At 71.2% G+C, this 20,999-nt stretch carries 17 protein-coding genes; 9 read left to right on the forward strand and 8 right to left on the reverse strand.

The window, feature by feature from the left end; genetic code table 11:
* Positions 1–14: 14 nt before the first annotated feature.
* Positions 15–1,910, forward strand: coding sequence for a hypothetical protein (locus tag AB0I94_RS01340; RefSeq protein WP_363307300.1), 1,896 nt, complete (start codon positions 15–17; stop codon positions 1,908–1,910).
* 3 nt (positions 1,911–1,913) lie between these two features.
* Here the strand turns inward: AB0I94_RS01340 and AB0I94_RS01345 are convergent, their stop codons facing one another.
* The 5 genes from AB0I94_RS01345 to AB0I94_RS01365 form a co-directional block, all read right to left on the reverse strand.
* Positions 1,914–2,432: an N-acetyltransferase gene (locus AB0I94_RS01345; protein ID WP_363307301.1), complete on the reverse strand. Its 519-nt coding sequence runs from the start codon at positions 2,430–2,432 to the stop codon at positions 1,914–1,916.
* Complete coding sequence (locus AB0I94_RS01350; protein WP_363307302.1) at positions 2,429–3,133, reverse strand: TetR/AcrR family transcriptional regulator; 705 nt, start codon at positions 3,131–3,133, stop codon at positions 2,429–2,431. The genes AB0I94_RS01345 and AB0I94_RS01350 overlap by 4 nt, the downstream gene beginning before the upstream one ends.
* A 76-nt stretch (positions 3,134–3,209) precedes the next feature.
* The gene (locus AB0I94_RS01355) at positions 3,210–4,280 is read right to left on the reverse strand and encodes a PDR/VanB family oxidoreductase (protein WP_363307303.1); all 1,071 of its coding nucleotides are present in this window, start codon (positions 4,278–4,280) and stop codon (positions 3,210–3,212) included.
* Between the two features lies 1 nt (position 4,281).
* A complete protein-coding gene (locus tag AB0I94_RS01360; RefSeq protein ID WP_363307304.1) occupies positions 4,282–5,208 on the reverse strand; it encodes a metal-dependent hydrolase in 927 nt (308 codons plus the stop codon).
* 98 nt (positions 5,209–5,306) lie between these two features.
* Positions 5,307–6,932, reverse strand: a complete 1,626-nt coding sequence (locus tag AB0I94_RS01365; protein ID WP_363307305.1) for a SpoIIE family protein phosphatase — start codon at positions 6,930–6,932, stop codon at positions 5,307–5,309.
* Between the two features lie 427 nt (positions 6,933–7,359).
* Here AB0I94_RS01365 and AB0I94_RS01370 point away from each other — a divergent pair, with 427 nt between their 5' ends.
* The 3 genes from AB0I94_RS01370 (at position 7,360) to AB0I94_RS01380 (ending at position 11,035) form a co-directional block, all read left to right on the forward strand.
* Positions 7,360–9,009, forward strand: a complete 1,650-nt coding sequence (locus tag AB0I94_RS01370) for a glycoside hydrolase family 13 protein (protein ID WP_363307306.1) — start codon at positions 7,360–7,362, stop codon at positions 9,007–9,009.
* Positions 9,010–9,034: 25 nt separating this feature from the next.
* A complete protein-coding gene (locus tag AB0I94_RS01375) occupies positions 9,035–10,069 on the forward strand; it encodes a LacI family DNA-binding transcriptional regulator (RefSeq protein WP_363307307.1) in 1,035 nt (344 codons plus the stop codon).
* Positions 10,070–10,144: 75 nt separating this feature from the next.
* Positions 10,145–11,035 carry a phosphatase PAP2 family protein gene (locus AB0I94_RS01380; protein WP_363307308.1) on the forward strand — a complete coding sequence of 297 codons (891 nt, stop codon included), beginning with the start codon at positions 10,145–10,147 and terminating at the stop codon, positions 11,033–11,035.
* 10 nt (positions 11,036–11,045) lie between these two features.
* Here the strand turns inward: AB0I94_RS01380 and AB0I94_RS01385 are convergent, their stop codons facing one another.
* On the reverse strand, positions 11,046–14,048 hold the full coding sequence (locus tag AB0I94_RS01385) for a bifunctional [glutamine synthetase] adenylyltransferase/[glutamine synthetase]-adenylyl-L-tyrosine phosphorylase (protein ID WP_363307309.1): 3,003 nt from the start codon (positions 14,046–14,048) through the stop codon (positions 11,046–11,048).
* A 117-nt stretch (positions 14,049–14,165) separates the two neighbouring features.
* On the opposite strand from AB0I94_RS01385, the gene AB0I94_RS01390 reads away from it, so the two are divergent.
* Both AB0I94_RS01390 and AB0I94_RS01395 read left to right on the forward strand, forming a co-directional pair.
* Positions 14,166–14,696: a pyridoxamine 5'-phosphate oxidase family protein gene (locus AB0I94_RS01390; protein WP_363307310.1), complete on the forward strand. Its 531-nt coding sequence runs from the start codon at positions 14,166–14,168 to the stop codon at positions 14,694–14,696.
* Positions 14,697–14,865: 169 nt separating this feature from the next.
* Positions 14,866–15,300 carry a VOC family protein gene (locus AB0I94_RS01395; RefSeq protein ID WP_363307311.1) on the forward strand — a complete coding sequence of 145 codons (435 nt, stop codon included), beginning with the start codon at positions 14,866–14,868 and terminating at the stop codon, positions 15,298–15,300.
* Between the two features lie 126 nt (positions 15,301–15,426).
* On the opposite strand, the gene AB0I94_RS01400 is transcribed toward AB0I94_RS01395, so the two are convergent.
* Positions 15,427–16,788 carry a glutamine synthetase family protein gene (locus tag AB0I94_RS01400; protein ID WP_361200875.1) on the reverse strand — a complete coding sequence of 454 codons (1,362 nt, stop codon included), beginning with the start codon at positions 16,786–16,788 and terminating at the stop codon, positions 15,427–15,429.
* A 318-nt stretch (positions 16,789–17,106) separates the two neighbouring features.
* Between AB0I94_RS01400 and AB0I94_RS01405 the strand changes: the two genes are divergently transcribed.
* Entirely contained in the window at positions 17,107–17,769 is a 663-nt protein-coding gene (locus tag AB0I94_RS01405; RefSeq protein WP_363307312.1) for a DUF3105 domain-containing protein, read from the forward strand.
* Positions 17,766–18,389, forward strand: a complete 624-nt coding sequence (locus tag AB0I94_RS01410; protein WP_363307313.1) for a DUF305 domain-containing protein — start codon at positions 17,766–17,768, stop codon at positions 18,387–18,389. Before AB0I94_RS01405 ends, AB0I94_RS01410 begins: the two co-directional genes overlap by 4 nt.
* Before the next feature lie 413 nt (positions 18,390–18,802).
* Here the strand turns inward: AB0I94_RS01410 and AB0I94_RS01415 are convergent, their stop codons facing one another.
* Positions 18,803–19,774: a hydroxyacid dehydrogenase gene (locus AB0I94_RS01415; protein WP_363307720.1), complete on the reverse strand. Its 972-nt coding sequence runs from the start codon at positions 19,772–19,774 to the stop codon at positions 18,803–18,805.
* Between the two features lie 347 nt (positions 19,775–20,121).
* Between AB0I94_RS01415 and AB0I94_RS01420 the strand changes: the two genes are divergently transcribed.
* On the forward strand, positions 20,122–20,976 hold the full coding sequence (locus AB0I94_RS01420) for an ABC transporter permease subunit (RefSeq protein ID WP_363307314.1): 855 nt from the start codon (positions 20,122–20,124) through the stop codon (positions 20,974–20,976).
* Positions 20,977–20,999 lie beyond the last annotated feature (23 nt).

Here is a 20,999-nt window from a genome sequence, read left to right on the forward strand (position 1 = left end):
ACGTGTCGTCGAATGTGAAGTCCCCCTCCCCGCCGCGGGATCCCTCCGCCGTAGTCGACGTCGAGCAGGCCGAGGCCGCCCTCGTCGAGCACTACCCACGCCTGGTGCGCCTCGCCTACCTGGTGCTTCCGCCCAGCCTCGGGCGCAACCGGCGGGTCCTGACCGCCCACGCCCTGACCCAGCGCGCGCTGCCCCGCAGCCGCAGGACGGGCGACGCGGAGGTCATCCCGGAGCAGCGCTCGGGGAACGGACGCAACGGCGACCCCGGGTACGCGTACGTACGGCTGCGGGTCGTCGGCACCGCGCTCGACGCGGGCCTCCCGCTGCGGCGCAAGGCCTGGCCCAAGCGCGCGCAGTTGCCGCCGCTGCTGCCCCAGGTCTGGGGACTGAGGCTCTTCCCGCGGTCTGGAGGCGCCGACGAACTCGCCCTGGACCAGCGGCTCTCGGCGCTCTCGGCCCCCGCACGAGCCGCGTACGTGCTACGCGGTCTTGAGCGACTCGCCGACGACGACGTACGCAAGGTGCTCGCCGCCGCCGGAGTCGACGACCCGGCCGGAGCGCTCGCCGAGGCGGACGGCGTGGCCGCGGCCTACGGGCTGCTCAGGTCCCCCGAGTTCGACCCCTGCTCGGTGCAGGCGCGCCCCACCGATCTGATGCGCCGCAGGCAGCACATGAAGGCCGCGGGTGTCGCGCTGGCCGCCGCCCTGGTCTGCGGTGCGCTGCTCGGTCTGCCGGGCGACGGCTGGGGTCCGGACGGGCCCGCCGCGCCCGCGTACGCGAGGAATCCGGCGGGGCAGGCCGCCCTCGACCCGGGGAAGTTGACAAAGGTCGCGGCCGGTACGTGGAAGCGGTCCGCCCGCGCGGACTTCTCCGTGTGGCCCGCCAGAGGCACGCTCACCGGCGACGACGCCCTGCTGCGGCGCGCCCTGGCCGTCTGGGCCCGTCCCGGGGAATCGGTGCAGGTCTCCGCCACGCCGGGCACGGCGGCCGGTGCGCCCCCCGGCCCCGCGCAACTGCTCTTCGCCGGTGAGGTCGACGCGGCACGGGTCGTGCTGCTGTACGACGGACTGCGCATCGTGCGGTACGCCGAGCCCAAGGAGGGCACCGGCGGAGCCGGACTCGACCTCGCGCGCGTGGACGGCGCGACCGGCGCGGAGGCGGGAGCCCTGGTGGTGAGCCGCGTCGACGGCAACGTGCGCTATCTGACCGCGCCATGGGTGGACGGTGCCGCCGTACGCGACCTGCTGAAACCGCAAGGGAACGCCGACGCCCTGAAGCGGGACGCCGAGGGTGTCACGGAGCCGTTCGCCAGTCCGGCGCAGGCCCGCGCGTGCACCTCCTGGAACGCCCTGCAGCTGCGGGACAACGCGGGGGTGAACCGTCTCTCCACCGACCTCGGGGAACTCGTCCCCGCCCATCTCACCGCGGGCCGCCCGCAGGCCCCGCGCGAGGCCACGGCCGCGAGCTGGTCGTCGGCCGCCTGCTCGCTCGCCGACGCACGCTCGAACGGCGTGCGTTCCGTCAACTCCTGGCAGTACGCGCGCCAGGCGCTGCCCGAGGCGAACGGCGCCGCGGCCTGGCTCTGCACCCGGGCCGACACCTGGCGTGGTGACGGAGGCCTGGCGCTCGCGCAGTTCCAGGCGGCGGGCGCGGCAGCGGTCGCGGCGAAGGCACAGGACTCCGCGGCGTGCGGCGCACGGCAGCCGTCGGTGCTCGCCGGAGTGCGGTGGAAGTCCCGGGGCGGGAACTGGTACCTGCTGGGGGCCGGCAGCAAGGACGTCGTCTCGGTCAGGGTTTCCGGCGGGTCCCGGACCCCCGGCAACACCGTGGCCGCGCCCGTGGAGCGGGGCGCTCGCGCCGGTCTCACCGGGCGGCTCGCGGACGGCACGAAGGTGTCGACGCTGCGTTGAGCCTCAGGCGTCGGACGGGAGCGGGGTCCGCAGATCCTTCTCCAGGAGCATCACGCCGTACGTGCTCCCGTCCGCCGCCACCTTTCCCGGCAGCTCCCCCACGACCGCATACCCGGCCGCCTCGTAGTACTCCCGCAGCCGCGGGTTGGACGACACGCAGTCCAGGCGGCAACGGTCCCGGCCCGCCTCCGCGATCCGCTGTTCCGCCCGCGCCAGCATCGCGCGGCCCGTTCCCGCCGGGGCGCCGCGTCGTGTCATCAGACGGTGCACATAGCCCGCGACGGGCGGCTGTTCGCCCCAGGCCGGCTCGTCCGCCCACCACACCTCGTACGCCCCGGTGACCATCTCGCCGTCGTACGCGAGCCACACCTCGTCCGACGCGATCCGCCCGCGGAAGTGCTCCGCGCCCTTCTCGCCCGGCTTCCACTGCTCGATCCCCCGGGCCCGCATCCAGTGCGCGGCCCCGTCGTAGAGCGCGACGAGGGTGGGGATGTCGTTCTCGTCGGCCAGGCGGTGGGTCAACTGCTCTGCTCCTGCGGGACGAGTGCGATCAGGCGGGTGATCAGCTCGGCGAACGGGCCTTCCGGCGGTTCCTCGGCGAGGATGCGGCGCAGGATCGCGGCCATCTCCTCGTCGTACGCGGCGCTCACCGCCGCGAGCGCCGCGAAGTCGTGCACCAGTTGCCGTTCGAGTTCGGCGCGCGGAATGCGGCGTCCGTCGAGCCAGATGAGCGCCGTGGACTCGGCGAGCGAGATCCAGGAGCGGATCACCAGTTCGAGCCTGGTGGGCGGGTCGGTGATGCCCAGGTGCGTGAGGATCTGGACGTACGCGGCCTGGCGCACCGAGTCGATGAGCGCGTTGGTGGTGGACGAGCCGACGGCGGGGCCGCCGCGCATCAGTGCGGAGAAGCCGGGGCCGTGGCCGTCCACGAAGTCCAGGAAGCGGCCCATCACCCGCAGCAGGCGCGCGCCGAGCGGGCCTTCCCTCGGCTCCACGAAGCGGTCGGCGAGATCGTCGGCGGCCCGCTGCAACGCCGCCTCGTACAGGCTGAGTTTGCCCGGGAAGTAGTGGTAGACCAGCGGTCGCGAGATGCCCGCGGCCGCCGCTATCTCGTCGATGGACACGTCGTCGGGCGAGCGGTGGCTGAACAGGTCGAGCGCGACCCCGATCAACTGCTGCCGCCGCTCCTCGACACCCATCCTGCGACGCACCCCGGTAGTCATGCGAACACCTTACCGAGCAGATCCAGCCGTCCAAGGGGCTGGACCACCCGACCGTTCACATCTCTCGTCCCCTGTCTCACATGTCCAGGACGATTCGGTCACCGCCCGCCCTCGACACACAGATCAGCATCGAGTCGGCGCGCTCGGCGTCCGTGAGCAGTTCGTCCCGGTGGTCGATCTCCCCTGCCAGGACCCGCTGTTGGCAGGTACCGCAGAAACCCTGCTCGCAGGAGTAGGCGGTATGGGGCAGCTCCGCGCGCACCGCGGCCAGGACCGTGGTGTCCGGGGCCACGGTGAGGGTCCGCCCGCTGCGGCGCAGTTCCACCTCGAAGGTGCCGTTGCCCTCCGTGGAGGTGTGCGGCGCGAAACGCTCCAGACGCAGCTCGGCGCCGTCCGGCAGCGTCGCGGCCACCGCCTCCATCAGGCCCTCGGGGCCGCAGACATGGACCGCGGTGGAGGGCGCCAGGTCGGCGAGGAACGTGGCGAGATCCGGGCGGCCGTCCTCGTCCTCCGCGACGACCGTGACCCGGTCCGGTGTGGTGCCCGCCAGTTTCTCCACGTCCTCCAGGAACGGCATCGAGGCCCGGGAGCGCCCCCCGTACAGCAGCCGCCACGCGCGGCCCGCGGCCTCGGCTTCCCGCAGCATGGGGAGGATCGGCGTGATCCCGATGCCGCCCGCCACGAAGGTGTACGCGTCGGCGTCGGCCAGCGGGAACCGGTTGCGCGGGCCGCGCACCTCGACTTCCCGGCCCTCCTGGAGCTGCTCGTGCACCTCGCGCGAACCGCCGCGGCCGCCCTGCTCCTCGCCGATGAGGCGGGTCGCGACCGTGTACGAGGAGGTGTCCTCGGGGTCCCCGCACAGCGAGTACTGGCGGACGAGACCGGATGGCAGGACGAGGTCCAGGTGGGCGCCCGGCTTCCAGGCGGGCAAGTGGTCGCCCTCCAGGCGCAGTTGTACGACCCCGTCGGCGACCGTCTCGCGCCGGGTGACGACGAGGCGCAGCGCGCGGGAGCGCGGACGGCCCGAGACCGGTTCCTCCAGGGCGGGCAGCGGCCACAACGGGGAGGCGTCGATGCGGCGCCGCATCGCCCGCTTGGCGAGCAGGGCGGCGCCCGTGACGAGCAGGACGGTGCGGATGCGGGGCATGTCAGCGCGCTCCCTCGTGCGGCGGGAGCGTCGCGGCCTCGGCGGCGGTGGCCGCCGGGGACGAGGCGAGATAGGCGACGGCCTGTGCGGTGCTGCCCTCGTGGGAGGGGTGATAGGAGCGGCTCAAGTAGCGGGGTATGGAGCGGATCATGTCCGGTGTCGTGGGCAGCGTGCCCTGCTTGCCGCCCCGGTAGAAGTCCTTGAACGACGCCTTCCCGCCGATGAGTGTCGGGTCGTTCTCCATGAAGAAGCGTGCGCCGCGCTGCCAGAGGAAGACCAGGGCGGTGAAGGCGGTGGCCCAGGTGCGTGCGCGGCGGCGGTAACCACCGTCGACGTGCATGAAGACCTCGAAGGCGACGGACCGGTGCTCGACCTCTTCGGCGCCGTGCCAGCGCAACAGGTCCAGCATCGTCGGGTCGGCGCCCCTGCGGTCCAGCTCGTCCGCGTTGAGGACCCAGTTGCCGAGGAAGGCCGTGTAGTGCTCGATGGCCGCGATCATCGCGACGCGCTCCATCAGCCACCATGTGCGGGCCTTGCCGGGCGGCAGCGTCCTGTCGCCGAGCATCTTCTCGAAGAGCCAGTCGACCTGGGCGGTGTAGGGCGTGGGGTCGAGGCCCTGTTCCTTGAGGTGCGGCAGGACCTCGTCGTGGGCCTGCGCGTGCATGGCCTCCTGGCCGATGAAGCCGATCACGTCCTCGCGGAGCCGGTCGTCCCGAATGTGCGGCAGGATCTGCTTGTACACGTGGACGAACCAGCGTTCGCCCGCCGGCAGGAGCAGATGCAGCACGTTGATCGTGTGCGTGGCGAAGGGGTCGCCCGGCACCCAGTGCAGCGGGGTGTCCTCCCAGGAGAAGGAGACTTTGCGCGCCTTGAGCGGTATGTGCTCGGACGCGAGGGGTTTCGGCTCCCGGCTCTGCGTATTAGACATGGCGTCAATGTACTGACGGGTAGGCGCACGGGTACAGGTCCGTGCGACGGTTGATTTTCCCGGCCCGGCCCGGCGCAGGACGCCGGGCGGCGTCAGGGTCAGTTCGTCCTGCGCAGCGCGAGGAGCGCGATGTCGTCCTCGCGTTCGTGGCCGAAGCACGCGAGGAGCGTGTCGCACAGGTCGGCGACGCCCCGCGGCGCGCCCGCCGCCGCGATCCGCAGCTGCTCCATCGACACCGCGAGATCCATGCCCCGCGTCTCGATGAGCCCGTCCGTGACCATCAGCAGTCGCTCGCTCCGTCGCAGCACCAACTCGCTCGGCCGCGGCCGGGAGAGGCCAAGGCCGAGCAGCGGCCCCCGCACGTCGACGTACCCGGCCGTGCCCTCGTCCCGCACCACGATCGGCGGGATGTGACCCGCGTTGGCGATCCGGACGCGTCCGGTGGCCGGTTCGATCAGGCTCAGGCACATCGTGGCCGTCACGCCCGGGTGGTAGTGCTGCAGCATCCGGTCGAGGCGTACGGCGAGCGCGCCGGGGTCGGGGTCCTCGACGCAGTACGCGCGCAGCGCGTGCCGGATCTCGACCATCACGGTGGCCGCTTCCAGTGAATGCCCGACGACGTCACCGATGCCGGTCAGGACGCCGGCGGGCGTGGGAAGCGCCGCGTAGAAGTCACCACCGATCTCCGCCTGGCGCGACGCGGGTTCATAGCGGACGACGACGTCCGTGCCGGGCAGCTCCGGCAGCCTCGACGGCAGAAAGCTGCGCTGGAGGGTCAGCGCGACATGGCGCTCCTTCTCGTACATCTGCAGCGGTTCCGCGGCCAGCGCGGTGGCGTGGGCGAGCCGCTCGACGAGGTGTCCCGTCTCGTCACAGAGGCCCTCCCGGTACGAGGGCGTCGCGAGGCACACGAGCGTGCGCCCTTCGCCGAGGCGGGCGAGGACGATCTCGGCCTCCTCCGGACCCCCTTCGCCCCACTGCCCGGCGCCTCCCACCGAGCGGAAGAATCCCGCGGGCCACAGCGGGGCGGGCACGACCGTACGGCGCACGCCCGTACGCCCCGACATCACGCGCCGCATCAGCCGTGCCACCGCGTCGTGCGCCTCGGGGTCCGGCAGCGAGGCGGCGGCCCGGCGCCGGGAGAGCCCCCGGTGGATCTCTCCGTCCCCGCCGAGCACGAACACCGTCGCGGGGCACTCGGTGAGCCGTTCCGTGCCGGTGGCCGCCGCGTCCGCCAGCTCGCCGAGACAGCGTGCGGACTGCACGGCCAGAATCGTCCCGGCGAGCAACGCGAGCCGTCCGGCCTTGAGTTGGGCGTCAGTGCGGGAACGGGCCCCGCGCGCGGCGGCCCGTACGACCGCCTGGATCTCCTCGGGTTCCGCGGGCACCGTCAGGTAGGACTCGCCGCCCGCGTCGAGTCCCCGGCACCGGTCGGCCGGCGGGCGGGCCGCCGCCGAGAAGTGGACGACGGGCAGGCCGGCGATGGGCGGCAACTGTTTCATGCGGCGGCACAGTTCATAGCCGCTCATGTCGGGCAGCCCCACGTCGACGAGCGCGACGTCCGGCAGATCACCGGCCCGCATCCGCACGTCGAGTTCGATGAGCGCCTCGCTCGCGCTCGCGGCGAGCAGGACGCGGTGGCCGTCCCTGCGCAGGACGGCGCTCAGCGCGTACCTGCTGGCGGGCGCATCGTCGACCACCAGAACCGTACTCACTGTGCTCACTGCCTTGCCCTTGACGCTCACGCGGGACAGCCCCTCGGCGCAAAACGGGGCAGGCCGACTCGTGCCTGCCTCATCAAGTTAGCGCGCTGCGGCGCACGCCGGGAGAAGACCGCGGCAGTACTACCCGGACCGGTGGAGGTCGGCGATCAGCCCTCACACGCGGCGTGCCCGGCAGTAGAATTTCTGGCTTCGGCCTGCGTGAAGAGCGTGGCGGCGGGCCCGATGCCCTTCTCGCTGCCCTTCTCGATGCCCGCGGCCGACCGCACGCGTCGCCAGCGGCTCGCGGCACGGGCTCCGCGTCTCCTCGACGGGCGATCCGCGGGCCACCCGGACAGCACACCACTGGTGAGGAGGACATCCTCGTGACCTTCACCTTCCGCGCGGCGTTCAACAAAGTGCCGCCCGCCCCCGTACTCCCGAGGACTTCATGACCCAGCACGTCACCACCGCCCTTCCCGCAGACGCATCGGCCGACGGCTCCGCGCGCCACGAGTGGTGGCGCGATGCCGTCATCTACCAGGTCTATCCACGCAGCTTCGCCGACGGAAACGGCGACGGCATGGGCGATCTGCCGGGCGTCACGTCCCGCCTCCCCTACCTCCACCGGCTCGGCGTGGACGCCGTCTGGCTCTCCCCGTTCTACGCGTCGCCGCAGGCCGACGCCGGGTACGACGTGGCCGACTACCGCGCGGTCGACCCCATGTTCGGCTCCCTGCCGGACGCCGACGATCTCGTACGGGAAGCGCACGCGCTCGGCCTGCGGGTGATCGTCGACCTGGTGCCGAACCACTGTTCGGACCAGCACGAGTGGTTCAGGCAGGCGCTGCGCGACGGCAGGCGGTCGCCGCTGCGCGAACGTTTCCACTTCCGGGCCGGCAAGGGCGAGGACGGCCAACTGCCGCCCAACGACTGGGAGTCCGTGTTCGGCGGTCCCGCCTGGACGCGGGTGTCGGACGGCGAGTGGTACCTCCACCTCTTCGCGCCCGAGCAGCCCGACTTCAACTGGGATCACCCTGCGGTGCGCGACGAGTTCCGCTCCGTCCTGCGTTACTGGCTGGACCTCGGCATCGACGGCTTCCGCATCGACGTGGCCCACGGGCTTGTCAAGGCCGCGGGTCTGCCCGACATCGGCCACGAGGAACAGGTGAAGCTGCTGGGCATGCAGTCCGTCCCCTACTTCGACCAGGACGGCGTGCACGAGATCTACCGCGACTGGCGGCAGATCCTCGACGAGTACGCGGGCGAGCGGATCGCCGTCGCCGAGGCGTGGACGCCGACGGTGGAGCGCAGCGCGCGGTATCTGCGCCCGGGCGAGTTGCATCAGGCGTTCAACTTCGAGTATCTGACGACCGGTTGGGACGCGGGCGCGCTGCGTGCCGTCATCGACCGCTCCCTCGTCGCGATGAACGCCGTGGGGGCGCCCGCCACCTGGGTGCTGTCCAACCACGACGTCGTACGCCACTCCACCCGCCTCGCGGACGGCGACGCGGCACGCGGTCTGCGCCGGGCGAAGGCCGCCACGCTGCTGATGCTGGCCCTGCCCGGCTCGGCCTACATCTACCAGGGCGAGGAGCTCGGCCTGCCCGAGGTGACCGAACTGCCGGACGAGGTGCGCCAGGACCCGGCGTTCTTCCGCAGCACGGGACAGGACGGGACGCGGGACGGGTGCCGGGTGCCGCTGCCCTGGTCCGGGGAGCGGGCGCCGTTCGGCTTCGGGCCGGTCGAGGGCGGCCCGAGCTGGCTGCCGCAGCCCGCGGAGTGGAAGGACCTCTCGGTCGAGGCGCAGGAGGGCGACCCCGCGTCGACCCTGGAGTTCTACCGCCGCGCGCTCGCCGTGCGCCGCGAGCATCCGGCGCTCGGCGCCGGCCGCGACCTGGAGTGGCTCGACGCTCCCGAGGGCGTCCTGTCCTTCCGCCGCACGTCCCCGCGCGGTGCGGTGGTCTGCACGGTGAACCTCACCGCCGGCCCCGTCGCCGTCCCCACCCCCGGCACCGTGCTCGTGTCGAGCGCCGACGCCGAGCCCGGCACCGACGCGACGATCCTCCCCGCGGATTCAACGGTCTGGTGGGCAGCCTGAGATGTGACCGGTACAGTCCAATCCTGTGACCGCGCGACTGGCCGACATCGCAGCGCAGGCGGGGGTCAGCGAGGCGACGGTCAGCCGGGTGCTCAACGGCAAACCGGGCGTCGCCGGGGCCACCCGTCAGTCAGTGCTTGCCGCACTCGACGTGCTCGGCTACGAACGCCCGGTGCGGCTGCGCCAACGCAGCGCGGGCCTGGTCGGGCTGATCACGCCGGAGCTCGAGAACCCGATATTCCCCGCGCTCGCCCAGGTCATCGGGCAGGCCCTGACCCGGCAGGGCTTCACGCCGGTCCTCGCCACCCAGACACCGGGCGGCTCCACGGAGGACGAGCTGACGGAGATGCTCGTGGACCGCGGCGTCTGCGGCATCATCTTCGTCTCGGGCCTGCACGCGGACACCTCCGCCGACATGCAGCGCTATGAGCAGCTGCGCGCGCAGGGCGTGCCGTTCGTCCTGGTGGACGGCTTCTCCCCCAAGGTGCAGGCGCCCTTCATCTCACCGGACGACCGGGCGGCGATGCGCCTCGCCGTCACCCACCTCGTCTCCCTGGGTCATACACGCATCGGACTCGCCCTCGGCCCCAAGCGGTTCGTGCCGGTACAGCGGAAGATCGAGGGCTTCGTACGCACGGTGCAGGACCAGCTGGCACTGACCCCCGAGGAGATCGAGTCGGAGCTCGTCCAGCACTCGCTGTACACGCTGGAGGGCGGGCAGGCCGCGGCGTCCGCGCTGATGGACCGCGGCTGTACGGCGGTGGTGTGCGCGAGCGACATGATGGCCCTGGGGGCGATACGGATGGCACGGCAGCGCGGCTTCGAGGTCCCGGACGACATATCGGTGGTGGGGTTCGACGACTCCCCGCTGATAGCGTTCACCGATCCGCCCCTGACCACGGTGCGCAAGCCCGTTCCGTCGATGGGGCAGGCGGCGGTGCGAACGCTCCTGGAGGAGATCGGCGGCACCCCCGCGCCGCACAGCGAATTCGTCTTCATGCCGGAGCTGGTCGTTCGAGGTTCAACCGCCTCCGCCCCTCGGGGACGGACTCGTCCGTAGGGCGTAGAGAATGCGACCCGAACCAGACCTTGGGATGATCGGTCGAAGGGTCGGTATCTGGCAGACTCTGTGCCTATGGGTGAGATGACTGTGACGACACTGGAAGGCCAGCAGCGGCCCACCACATCACCCATCGCGGGCGAGCAGGAAGACCGCAATGGGCGGACATTCGTGCGTCGCCTCCGCACGCCCCGGCGCCCCCGGCTCTGGTTCGAGATCCTCCTGATCGCGGTGAGTTACTGGACGTACTCCCTGATCCGGAACGCGGTGCCGGAACAGAAGTCCCAGGCCCTGCGCAACGCCGACTGGATCTGGCAGGCGGAGCAGCACCTCGGGATCGCCGTGGAACAGAGCGTCAACCACGCCGTGAACTCGGTGACATGGCTCATCGTCGGCATGAACTACTACTACGCGACGCTGCACTTCGTGGTGACTCTCGGTGTCCTCGTCTGGCTGTTCCGCAGCCATCCGGGACGTTACGCGGCCACGCGCACCGTACTCTTCGCGACCACGGCGGTGGCCCTGCTCGGTTACTACCTGTATCCCCTGGCTCCCCCGCGCCTGATGAACGGCCACGACTTCATCGACACGGTCCTGGTCCACCAGACCTGGGGTTCCATGGCCTCGGGCGACCTCAAGCACATGTCGAACCAGTACGCGGCGATGCCGTCGATGCACATCGGCTGGTCCCTGTGGTGCGGCCTGACGATCTTCGCTCTGGCCTCGGCGCCGTGGGCGAAGATCCTCGGCCTGCTCTACCCCACGGCGACGCTGGTGGTGATCGTGGCCACCGCCAACCACTTCTGGCTGGACGCGGTGGGCGGCATGATCTGCCTGGCGTTCGGCATCGCGGTGGCCTGGGCGTGGTACGGGGCGATGCCGCAGAGGCTGCCGCGAGACGTCGCGCCGCAGGAGGACCGGCCTTCGCTCCTGCCGGCCAAGGTCAGGGCCAGGTTCAAGGCCTGAGCGCGGTCCTCTACGACCCGTAGAACCTCTCCTCCATCACGGCCCGTGCCCTGCGTGTGGTCCTTCGGTAGTCGTCGAGCATGTCTCCCACATGGCCGGGGTCGTATCCCAGATACCGGCCGACCGCCGCCAGTTCCCGCCCGTCCGAGGGGAACGTGTCGCCGGCCCGGCCGCGTACCAGCATCACCGCGTTGCGCACCCGGGCGGCAAGGACCCACGCCTCGTCGAGGATCGCCGCCTCCTCGGTCGGGATCAGCTCGGCCGCGCAGGCCGCGGCGAGGGCCTGACGGGTGCGGGTCGTACGCAGGCCCGGTTCGGCCCAGCCGTGGGTCAGCTGCATGAGCTGGACGGTCCACTCGACGTCCGAGAGGCCGCCGCGGCCCAGCTTGGTGTGCAGGGTGGCGTCGGCGCCGCGCGGCATGCGCTCCGCCTCCATGCGGGCCTTCAGGCGGCGGATCTCGCGGACGGCGTCCTCGTGCAGCCCCTGCGCCGGGTAGCGCATCGGGTCCACGAGCTCGATGAAGGCCCGGCCCAGCTCGGCGTCGCCCGCGACCGGCTCGGCCCGCAGCAGCGCCTGGGACTCCCAGACCATTGACCAGCGGCGGTAGTAGGCCTCGTACGAGCCGAGGGTGCGCACCAGCGGGCCGCTCCTGCCCTCCGGGCGCAGGTCCGCGTCGATCAGCAACGGCGGGTCGGCGGTGGGGAGTTGGAGGAGCCTGCGCATCTCGGAGACCACCTGGGCGGCCGCCTTCGCCGCCTCCTGCTCGCCGACGCCCTCGCGCGGCTCATGGACGAACAGGACGTCCGCGTCCGAGCCGTAACTCAGTTCATGGCCGCCGAAGCGGCCCATGCCGATCACCGCGAACCGCACCGGCAGCGTGTCGCCCCAGCCCTCGCGGACCACCGCGCGCAGGGTTCCCGCGATGGTGGCCGCCGTGAGGTCGGAGACCGCGTCGCCCACCCGGTCGAGGAGGGCGCCGGGATCGGCGGCCACGGGTTTCTCCTCCGTGCCGTACGAGCCGATGATGTCCGCCGCCGTCGTACGGAACAGCTCGCGGCGGCGCACGCCCCGCGCCGCCGTCACGGCCTGTTCGGCGCCGTCCGCGCGGCCCACCGCGGCCAGGACCTCCTGCTCCAGGTGGGCGTGGTCGCGCGGTTCGAGGCCGCGCTGGTCGCCGAGCAGGGCCACCGCTTCGGGGGCGCGCAGGAGGAGATCGGGGGCCAGGCGCCCGGCGGACAGGACGCGGGCCAGGTTCTCGGCCGCCGCCCCCTCGTCGCGCAGGAGCCGCAGATACCAGGGGGTCTTGCCGAGGGCGTCCGACACCTTGCGGAAGTTCAGGAGGCCCGCGTCCGGGTCCGCCGAGTCCGCGAACCAGCCGAGGAGGACGGGCAGCAGGGTGCGCTGGATGGCTGCCTTGCGGGTGACGCCCGACGCGAGGGCCTCCAGGTGACGCAGGGCGGCCGATGGGTCGTGGTAGCCGAGAGCCACCAGGCGTTCGCGAGCGGCTTCCGTGCTCAACCTGGTTTCTACGGGGGCCAGTTGGGCCACGGCGTCCAGGAGCGGGCGGTAGAAGAGCTTCTCGTGCAGGCGGCGCACGACCGAGGTGTGCCGCTTCCACGCGCGGTTCAGCTCGGTGATCGGCTCCGTGCGCATGCCCAGGGAGCGGCCGATGCGCCGCAGGTCCGCGTCGTCCTCCGGGATCAGATGGGTGCGCCGCAGTTTGAAGAGCTGGATGCGGTGCTCCAGGGAGCGCAGGAAGCGGTAGGCGTCGTCGAGCTGGACCGCGTCCACCCGCCCCACATAGCCGCCGGCGGCGAGCGCCTCCAGGGCCGCCAGGGTCGAGCCGCTGCGGATCGAGGTGTCACCGCGGCCGTGCACCAACTGCAGGAGCTGCACGGCGAATTCGACGTCCCGCAACCCGCCGGGGCCCAGCTTCACCTCGCGGTCCACCTCCCCCGCCGGGATGTTCTCCACGACGCGGCGGCGCATCTTCTGCACGTCCGGCACGAAGTTGTCGCGCTCGGCGGCGTGCCAGACCAGGGGCGCGAGGGTCTCGACGTACGCGGCGCCGAGCTCCAGGTCACCGGCGACCGGGCGGGCCTTGAGCAGCGCCTGGAACTCCCAGGTCTTGGCCCAGCGCTGGTAGTAGGCGAGGTGGCTGCTGAGGGTGCGCACCAGGGGGCCGTTGCGGCCCTCCGGGCGGAGGTTGGCATCCACCGGCCAGATGGTGCCCTCGACCGTGGTCTCCGAGCAGATCCGCATCATGTGCGAGGCGAGCCGGGTGGCGGCCTGGATCGCCTTGGCCTCGTCCGCGGCGTCCGTGCCCTCCACGGGCTCACCGACGAAGATGACGTCGACGTCCGACACGTAATTCAGCTCGTGGCCACCGCACTTGCCCATCGCGATGACGGCGAGCCTGCACAGCGCGGCGTCCTCGGGGGCGTCTCGCTGGGCCATGGTGAGCGCGGCGCGCAGGGTCGCGGTGGCGAGGTCCGCGAGCTCGGCGGCCGTCTCGGCCAGGTCGGTGGTGCCGCAGACGTCACGGGCCGCTATGGCCAGCAGGCAGCGGCGGTAGGAGACGCGGAGCGAGACCGGGTCGGTGGCATCGGCGAGGCCGCGCTCGAACTCCTCGACGCCGGGGTGCAGGTCGGCCAGTTCGTACGTGACCAGGGCCTGCCAGTCGCGGGGATGCCGGGCCAGGTGGTCGGCGAGGGCCTCCGACGCGCCGAGCACGCCGAGCAGCCGGTCACGCAGCGGCTTGGCGCTGACCAGGGTGTCGAGCAGCTCCTGGCGGCTGGTGTCGTCGGGCTGGCCCTCGACCAGGCGTACGAGGCCCAGAAGTGCCAGGTCCGGGTCCGCGACGGCGCCGAGGGCGTCCAGGAGCACCGGGCCGGACCGCACCGCGGACAGCTCCGGGGCGCCGAGCAGCCGCTCCGCCGCGGACGGATCGGTGAAGCCATGCCGCAGCAGCCGCGTGAACGTACTGCTTCTGCGCCCTTGCGGCACCGTCATCCCCGCGCCTCCGTTCGATCATTCCTGGCCCGAGCCTACGGCCTGACCGATGAGTTCTGCCCGCGCTCGGAGTCCGTACTTGGACGGAGCATCGATGGCGACTTCAGGAGGCGGACCATGCCGAGCAAGGAACCCCGTACGGAACTCGATGCCCGGTACAGCAGTGCGGGGGCCGTCGCCACCTCGTGGTCCGACGCCGTGCGGCAGCTCAAGGCGGCCGAGCTCTTCTGGATCTCGACCGTACGCCCCGACGGGCGCCCGCACGTCACCCCGCTCCCCGCGGTCTGGCTGGACGGCGCGCTGTACTTCTGCACGGGCCCGCAGGAGCGCAAGGCCCGGAATCTGGCGGCCAACCCCGAGACCGTCCTGACCACGGGCGTCAACCTCTGGGACAAGGGCCACGACCTGGTCGTCGAGGGCGCCGCGGTCCGGATCACCGACGAGGACAGGCTGCGGCGCCTCGCGGTGGCCTGGGAGGACAAGTACGGCAGCTTCTGGCATTACGAGGTGCGGGACGGCTGCTTCCACCACGGCCCCGGCCACGCGTACGTCTTCGAGGTGGCCCCCCGCACCGCGTTCGGCTTCGGCAAGGGCGAACCGTTCAGCCAGACGCGCTGGCGCTTCACGGACACACGAGAAGAGGCCTGAGAAGAGGCCTGACAAGCCACCGAGGGGACCCGACCGACAGCGTGGTCGCCCCGGGTGGCGGCGCGGGCCGAGCCGGTCGGTGCAGGAGGCGCCAACTCCGCTTTCCGAGCGGTGACGCGGGGTGTGGCGGAACGCTGACAGGGGCCGTGAGCCCTGATCTACTCGGCCCATGGAATACACACTCGAGGTCATCCCGCTCCCCGTCAGTGACGTCGACCGGGCCAAGGAGTTCTACCGCGACAAGCTGGGCTTCCACGTCGACATCGACACGGAGGTCATGCCGGGCATGCGCATCGTCCAGCTGACCCCGCCGGGATCCGGCTGTTCCATCGCCCTGGCGGACACCCTCTGGGACACGATGGACGGACCGACCCCGGCCCCCGGTTCCTACCAGGGCCTCCAGCTGTGCGTCGCCGACGCGAAGGCCGCGCACGCCGAGCTGACCGCGCGCGGCCTGGACGTCTCGGAGCCGGTGGCGCACGCGCCGCAGGACGGCGGGACGTTCATGTACTTCAAGGACCCGGACGGCAACGGCTGGGCGATCCAGGAGTACACGGTTCGGGCGAAGACGCCGCTGCGGGAAGCGATCGTCAGCGCCCCGTAAGGGGCGCGGGGAGCTGCGCGAGCAACCACAAAAAGGCCGCAGACGCATCTGCCGAGCAACCTGGCAGATGCGTCTGCGGCCTTTCGTGAGCTGAGCACGCAGTTCCCCGCGCCCCTTGCAGAGGCCCTACAGCACCGGAAGATTCTTCCGCAGCTCGAAGGCCGTGACCTCTGACCTGTACTCCTCCCACTCCTGCTTCTTGTTGCGCAGGAAGAAGTCGTACACGTGCTCGCCGAGCGTCTCGGCGACCAGCTCCGAGCGCTCCATCAGCGCGATCGCCTCGCCCAGGTTCTGCGGCAGCGGCTCGATGCCCATCGCGCGGCGCTCGGCGTCGCTCAGGGCCCACACGTCGTCGTCGGCGCCCGGCGGGAGTTCGTAGCCCTCCTCGATGCCCTTGAGGCCCGCGGCCAGCAGCACCGCGTACGTCAGGTACGGGTTCGCGCCCGAGTCGATCGAGCGGACCTCCACCCGTGCCGAGCCGGTCTTGCCGGGCTTGTACATCGGGACGCGGATCAGCGCCGAGCGGTTGTTGTGGCCCCAGCAGATGTACGAGGGTGCCTCGCCGCCCGCGCCCGCCGTGCGCTCCGAGCCGCCCCAGATGCGCTTGTAGGAGTTCACCCACTGGTTGGTGACGGCGGAGATCTCCGCGGCGTGCCGCAGCAGGCCCGCGATGAAGGAGCGGCCGACCTTGGAGAGCTGGTACTCGGAGCCGGACTCGTAGAACGCGTTGCGGTCGCCCTCGAAGAGGGAGAGGTGCGTGTGCATGCCCGAGCCCGGGTGCTCGGAGAAGGGCTTGGGCATGAAGGTCGCGTTGACCCCCTGCTCCAGCGCGACCTGCTTCATGACCAGGCGGAACGTCATGATGTTGTCGGCCGTGGAGAGCGCGTCCGCGTAACGGAGGTCGATCTCCTGCTGGCCGGGGGCGCCCTCGTGGTGGCTGAACTCGACCGAGATGCCCATGGATTCGAGCATCGTGATCGCCTGGCGGCGGAAGTCCATCCCGACGTTCTGCGGGGTGTGGTCGAAGTAGCCGGAGTTGTCGGCGGGGGTGGGTCGCGAGCCGTCCAGCGGCTTGTCCTTCAGGAGGAAGAACTCGATCTCGGGGTGGGTGTAGAAGGTGAACCCGAGGTCGGAGGTCTTCGCCAGGGCGCGCTTGAGGACATAACGCGGGTCCGCGAAGGACGGCGAGCCGTCCGGCATCAGGATGTCGCAGAACATGCGGGCCGTGCCCGGGGCCTCCGCGCGCCAGGGCAGCACCTGGAAGGTGGAGGGGTCCGGCTTGGCGATCATGTCCGACTCGTACACCCGGGCGAAACCCTCGATCGCCGAGCCGTCGAAGCCGATGCCTTCGTCGAAGGCCTGCTCCAGCTCCGCGGGAGCCACCGCGACCGATTTCAGGAAGCCGAGGACATCCGTGAACCACAGGCGTACGAACCGGATGTCGCGCTCCTCAAGTGTCCGGAGCACGAATTCCTGCTGCTTGTCCATCTTCCGCTTCCACCCATCCTTGCTGGTCAGGCCGCCTGCGTCCGCGCCTTTGCTCGCGCTGTGTTCACGCCGTGTTCTCGTCCGGGGACACATCGGGGCACATGAGCATCCCACCACACCGTTTCGAGCACGTTGCGGGCCATGTGCCGCCCTGTGCCCATAGTGCCTGTTGATCGGCGCGCCCGTAACAGCGGGCGGCTCAGACTGGCCCTACAGCCAGCCGGGCTCGCCCATTACGATCAGCGAACCGCTCCACACTGTTCCGCAACGCGCGTCCCGCCCTTTCCGTCGTATCGCCGCATCGCCGAAGGACACATCATGGGTTCCGCCAAGAACACGAGCAGCTCGTCCCGCAAGGCCCGAATAGAGGAGATGCGCCGGGCAGAGCGCGCACGCGACCGCCGTGGCCGCGTCATCACGATCACCCTGAGCGCGGTGGTGGTCGCCGCGCTCGCCGTGGGCGGTGTCGTCCTCTTCCAGAAGTCCGACGACTCCGACTCGGCCGCCGACGCGAAGTCCGCGCCGACGTTTCGGACGACCGCGGACGGCGAGAAGGTCTGGGACGCGAAGAAGCTGGGCCGCACGCACGTCACCAAGGACGTCAGTTACGCGATGACCCCGCCGGTGGGCGGCGACCACGACCAGGCGTGGATGAACTGCAACGGCGACGTCTACAAGGACGAGCTCCCGGACCGCCATGCCGTGCACTCCCTGGAGCACGGCGCGGTCTGGGTGACGTACAACGACAAGGCGAAGGCAGCGGACCTGAAGAAGCTGGAGGCGAAGGTCAAGCAGACGCCGTACTCGATGATGAGTCCCGTCAAGGACCAGAAGGACCCGATCACGCTGACGGCCTGGGGCCACCAGCGCACGGTGACCGGCGCGTCCGACCCGAAGGTCGACTCCTTCTTCTCCACCTACGTGCAGGGCAAGCAGACCCCTGAGCCGGGGGCCGCCTGCACGGGCGGCAAGTCGCAGTGAGGCGGCGCTCCCGCTGGGTGGTGGGGGCCGTCGCCGCGGTCGCCGTGGCCGCCGGCGGGATCACGGTCGCGGTCGCGTCGTCGGACGGCTCGTCCGGCACGTCCTCCCCCACGACGGAGTCGGCCGACGCCGGCTTCGCCCGGGACATGGCGACGCATCACCAGCAGGCCGTGGAGATGTCGTACATCGTGCGCGACCGCACGAAGGACGAGGAGATCCGTCGCCTCGCGTACGACATCGCCCAGACCCAGGCGAACCAGCGGGGCATGCTGCTCGGCTGGCTCGACCTGTGGGAGCTGCCGAAGGTGCCCGAGAAGGGTCCGATGGAGTGGATGGGCATGGGGGACATGCCGCCGGGTGAGGACGGCGCCCTGATGCCGGGGATGGCGACGAACACGGAGCTGAAGAAGCTCGGCGAGCTGAACGGGCGGGCCGCCGAGGTGCGCTACCTGCAACTGATGATCAAGCATCACAAGGGCGGGGTCCACATGGCCGAGGGGTGTGTGGACCGGTGCGAGGTGGGGGCGGAGGTGCGGCTCGCGCGGGGGATGGTGGAGTCGCAGGAGTCAGAGATCAAGCTGATGACGGACCTGCTGAGAGCGCGGGGCGCGAAGCCGTAGCTCCGGGCCGGGGGGGGCGGCGGGACTGTTGCTTTCGGGCGGGGGCGCTTTCGGTCGGGGCGAGTTTCGGCTGCGGTAGGGGCGCCTTCGGCCGGGGGTTCGGCTCGGCTGCGGTCGGGAGAGTTTCGGTTGCGGTCGGGGCGAGGTGGTTCGGCTGGTGAAGTGTCGCCTCAGCCAGCGGCTCTCGGCCCGGTCGGCGAGTTTCAGCCCGTCCGGCGTTTGAGGACGAGCTCGGCGCAGCCGGTGATGCGGGGACGCAAACCCGGGTGAGCAGGGACCCGGGACAAGCAGGATCCGGGACAAGCACTACCCGGGACAAGCACTACCCGGGGGCAAGCAGCACCCGGAGCAAGCAGCACCCGGGGGGGGGCAAGCAGGGCCGAACCAGCAGGGCCCAGGGGCCGGCAACCGCCCTACGCCAGCCGCGCAAGCTCCTCCCTCCGGAGCCGCCCCCGCAAAGGCGCCCCCGCCAGATACCGTTCCACCTCCCCCACCGCGAACTCCCCCAGCCTGCGCACCTCGCTGCCCTGCGCCCCGGCGACATGGGGAGTCACCAGTACGTTCGGCAGCACCAGCAAGGGATGTCCGGCGGGCAGCGGCTCCGGGTCCGTCACGTCCAGGAAGGCGTCCAGGCGCCCCGCCCCGCACTCCCTGGCCAGCGCCTCCGTGTCGACGAGTGAGCCGCGTGCCGTGTTGATGACCGTGCCGCCGTCCGGGATCAGCTTCAGCATCTCCTCGCTCACCATGCCCCGCGTCTGCGGGAGTTGGGGCGCGTGGACGCTCACGATCGAGCTGCGGCGGCACAGTTCCGAGAGTTCGACCAGTTCCACGCCGAGTCCGGCCGCCTCCTCCCCGGTGACGTACGGATCGGTGAGCAGGACGCGCCACCCCACGTCGGACGCGCGCAGCGCGGTGATGACCCCGCGGCCGATGCGGGACGCCCCGATGATGCCGACGGTGCGGGCGTCGGCGCCGGTCCGCTCGGCGAAGGGCGGCCACCCCGCCGCGTACCCCGCCGCGGTCGACAGCGCGCCCTTCGCCGCGAAGGTGATCGCGGCGAGCGTGTAGGCCACGACTGGCCCCGCGTTGGCGTCGGCCGCCGACGAGACCACCACGTCCCGGTCCCACAGCGCGTCCGTCACCACGGGTTTCACCGATCCGGCCGCGTGCACCAGGACCCGGAGCCGAGGGGCGCGGGCGAGGACATCGGCCGTGACGGGCGGGCAGTTCCAGCCGGTGACCAGGATCTCCGCCTCGGCGAGCACCGCGAGCGCCTCGGCTCCGGTGAGCGGCCCGGTGAGCAGGGTGGGCGCCAGCGCCACGCTGCGGGCGAGCCGTTCACGGATGTCGGGGGCGAAGACCCGTTGCGCCACGTCCGCGCTCATGGCGAGCACCGCGTTCGGTCGGCCTCTCAACTCTGCCTGGTCTGCCACGCGTGACCATCCCTCGTAGTAACCGGTTACCCAACAGCGCCTGGAGGCTAGGCCGAAGTCGGGACGGTGGTCAAGAGATCGCCGGGGCAAGGGGGTTGACCGGGGTTAGTAACCGCTTTAGATTCCGGTCACCTTGTTCCGACAACGGAGGGGCTGCCGTGTCAGCGGTGACGAAGGACCGGACGGAAACCGAGGCGGTGAAGCCGCCCGGCAAGCGCAGCAATAGGCCAAATGGCAACAAACCAGAGCGTGATGAGCGATGGAAACGGTTTCACTCCTCGCGAGTCCTCCTGCTGCTCATGGCTCCGGGAGTCGCGTACTTCCTGGTGTTCCACTACGGCGCGTTCATCGGGAACGCCGTCGCCTTCAAGGAGTACGTCCCCTTCGACGGCCTCTGGGCCAGCCCCTGGGTCGGCGTCGAGAACTTCGACCGGATGTTCGGCGACCCGGACTTCTGGCACGCGACCTGGAACACGCTCTTCCTCGCGGTGCTCCAACTGGTCTTCTTCTTCCCGGTTCCGCTCGGCCTCGCCCTGCTCCTGCACAGCCTGACCTCGGACCTGACGCGCCGCTTCGTGCAGTCGGTGGTCTATCTGCCGCACTTCCTGTCGTGGGTCATCGTCGTCGCCCTCTTCCAGCAGGTGCTCGCCGACACCGGCCTTCTCAACTCCGTGCTCGGGCAGGCGGGCCTGCACTCCGTCGACATCATCGGCAACCCGGACGCCTACCCGGCGCTCGTCGTCGCGCAGGTCGTCTGGAAGGACGCGGGCTGGGGCACGATCATCTTCCTCGCCGCGCTGATGCAGGTGGACGAGCAGCAGTACGAGGCCGCCGCCATCGACGGGGCGGGTCCCTGGCGCCGCTTCTGGCACGTGACGCTGCCGTCGATCCGGCCGGTCGTCATCCTGCTGCTGATCATGCGGCTCGGCGACATCCTCTCCGTCGGCTTCGAACAGATGCTGCTGCAACGCCAGTCGGTGGGGCCCGAGGCCGGTGAGGTGCTCGACACCTTCGTCTTCTGGCAGGGCATCGTCGGCGGCGACACCGGATACGCCGCGGCGGCGGGCCTGTTCAAGGGCGTGGTCGGCGCGATTCTCGTCTTCGCGGCCAACAAGGTCGCCCATCGCCTCGGCGAGCAGGGGGTCTACAAGTGAGCACGGAAACCGCCGGGATACGC

It is taken from the genome of Streptomyces sp. NPDC050147 (genome assembly GCF_040660195.1).
Lineage (GTDB): Bacteria > Actinomycetota > Actinomycetes > Streptomycetales > Streptomycetaceae > Streptomyces.

What these genes read in the sequence shown, in the direction of transcription:
- AB0I94_RS01350 (WP_363307302.1), bottom strand. Translation starts at nt 3,133, where the DNA reads ATGACTACCGGGGTGCGTCGCAGGATGGGTGTCGAGGAGCGGCGGCAG.
- AB0I94_RS01370 (WP_363307306.1), top strand. Translation starts at nt 7,360, where the DNA reads ATGACCCAGCACGTCACCACCGCCCTTCCCGCAGACGCATCGGCCGAC.
- AB0I94_RS01415 (WP_363307720.1), bottom strand. Translation starts at nt 19,774, where the DNA reads ATGAGCGCGGACGTGGCGCAACGGGTCTTCGCCCCCGACATCCGTGAA.
- AB0I94_RS01405 (WP_363307312.1), top strand. Translation starts at nt 17,107, where the DNA reads ATGGGTTCCGCCAAGAACACGAGCAGCTCGTCCCGCAAGGCCCGAATA.
- AB0I94_RS01390 (WP_363307310.1), top strand. Translation starts at nt 14,166, where the DNA reads ATGCCGAGCAAGGAACCCCGTACGGAACTCGATGCCCGGTACAGCAGT.
- AB0I94_RS01385 (WP_363307309.1), bottom strand. Translation starts at nt 14,048, where the DNA reads ATGACGGTGCCGCAAGGGCGCAGAAGCAGTACGTTCACGCGGCTGCTG.
- AB0I94_RS01395 (WP_363307311.1), top strand. Translation starts at nt 14,866, where the DNA reads ATGGAATACACACTCGAGGTCATCCCGCTCCCCGTCAGTGACGTCGAC.
- AB0I94_RS01400 (WP_361200875.1), bottom strand. Translation starts at nt 16,788, where the DNA reads ATGGACAAGCAGCAGGAATTCGTGCTCCGGACACTTGAGGAGCGCGAC.
- AB0I94_RS01355 (WP_363307303.1), bottom strand. Translation starts at nt 4,280, where the DNA reads ATGCCCCGCATCCGCACCGTCCTGCTCGTCACGGGCGCCGCCCTGCTC.
- AB0I94_RS01380 (WP_363307308.1), top strand. Translation starts at nt 10,145, where the DNA reads ATGGGTGAGATGACTGTGACGACACTGGAAGGCCAGCAGCGGCCCACC.
- AB0I94_RS01360 (WP_363307304.1), bottom strand. Translation starts at nt 5,208, where the DNA reads ATGTCTAATACGCAGAGCCGGGAGCCGAAACCCCTCGCGTCCGAGCAC.
- AB0I94_RS01420 (WP_363307314.1), top strand. Translation starts at nt 20,122, where the DNA reads ATGGCTCCGGGAGTCGCGTACTTCCTGGTGTTCCACTACGGCGCGTTC.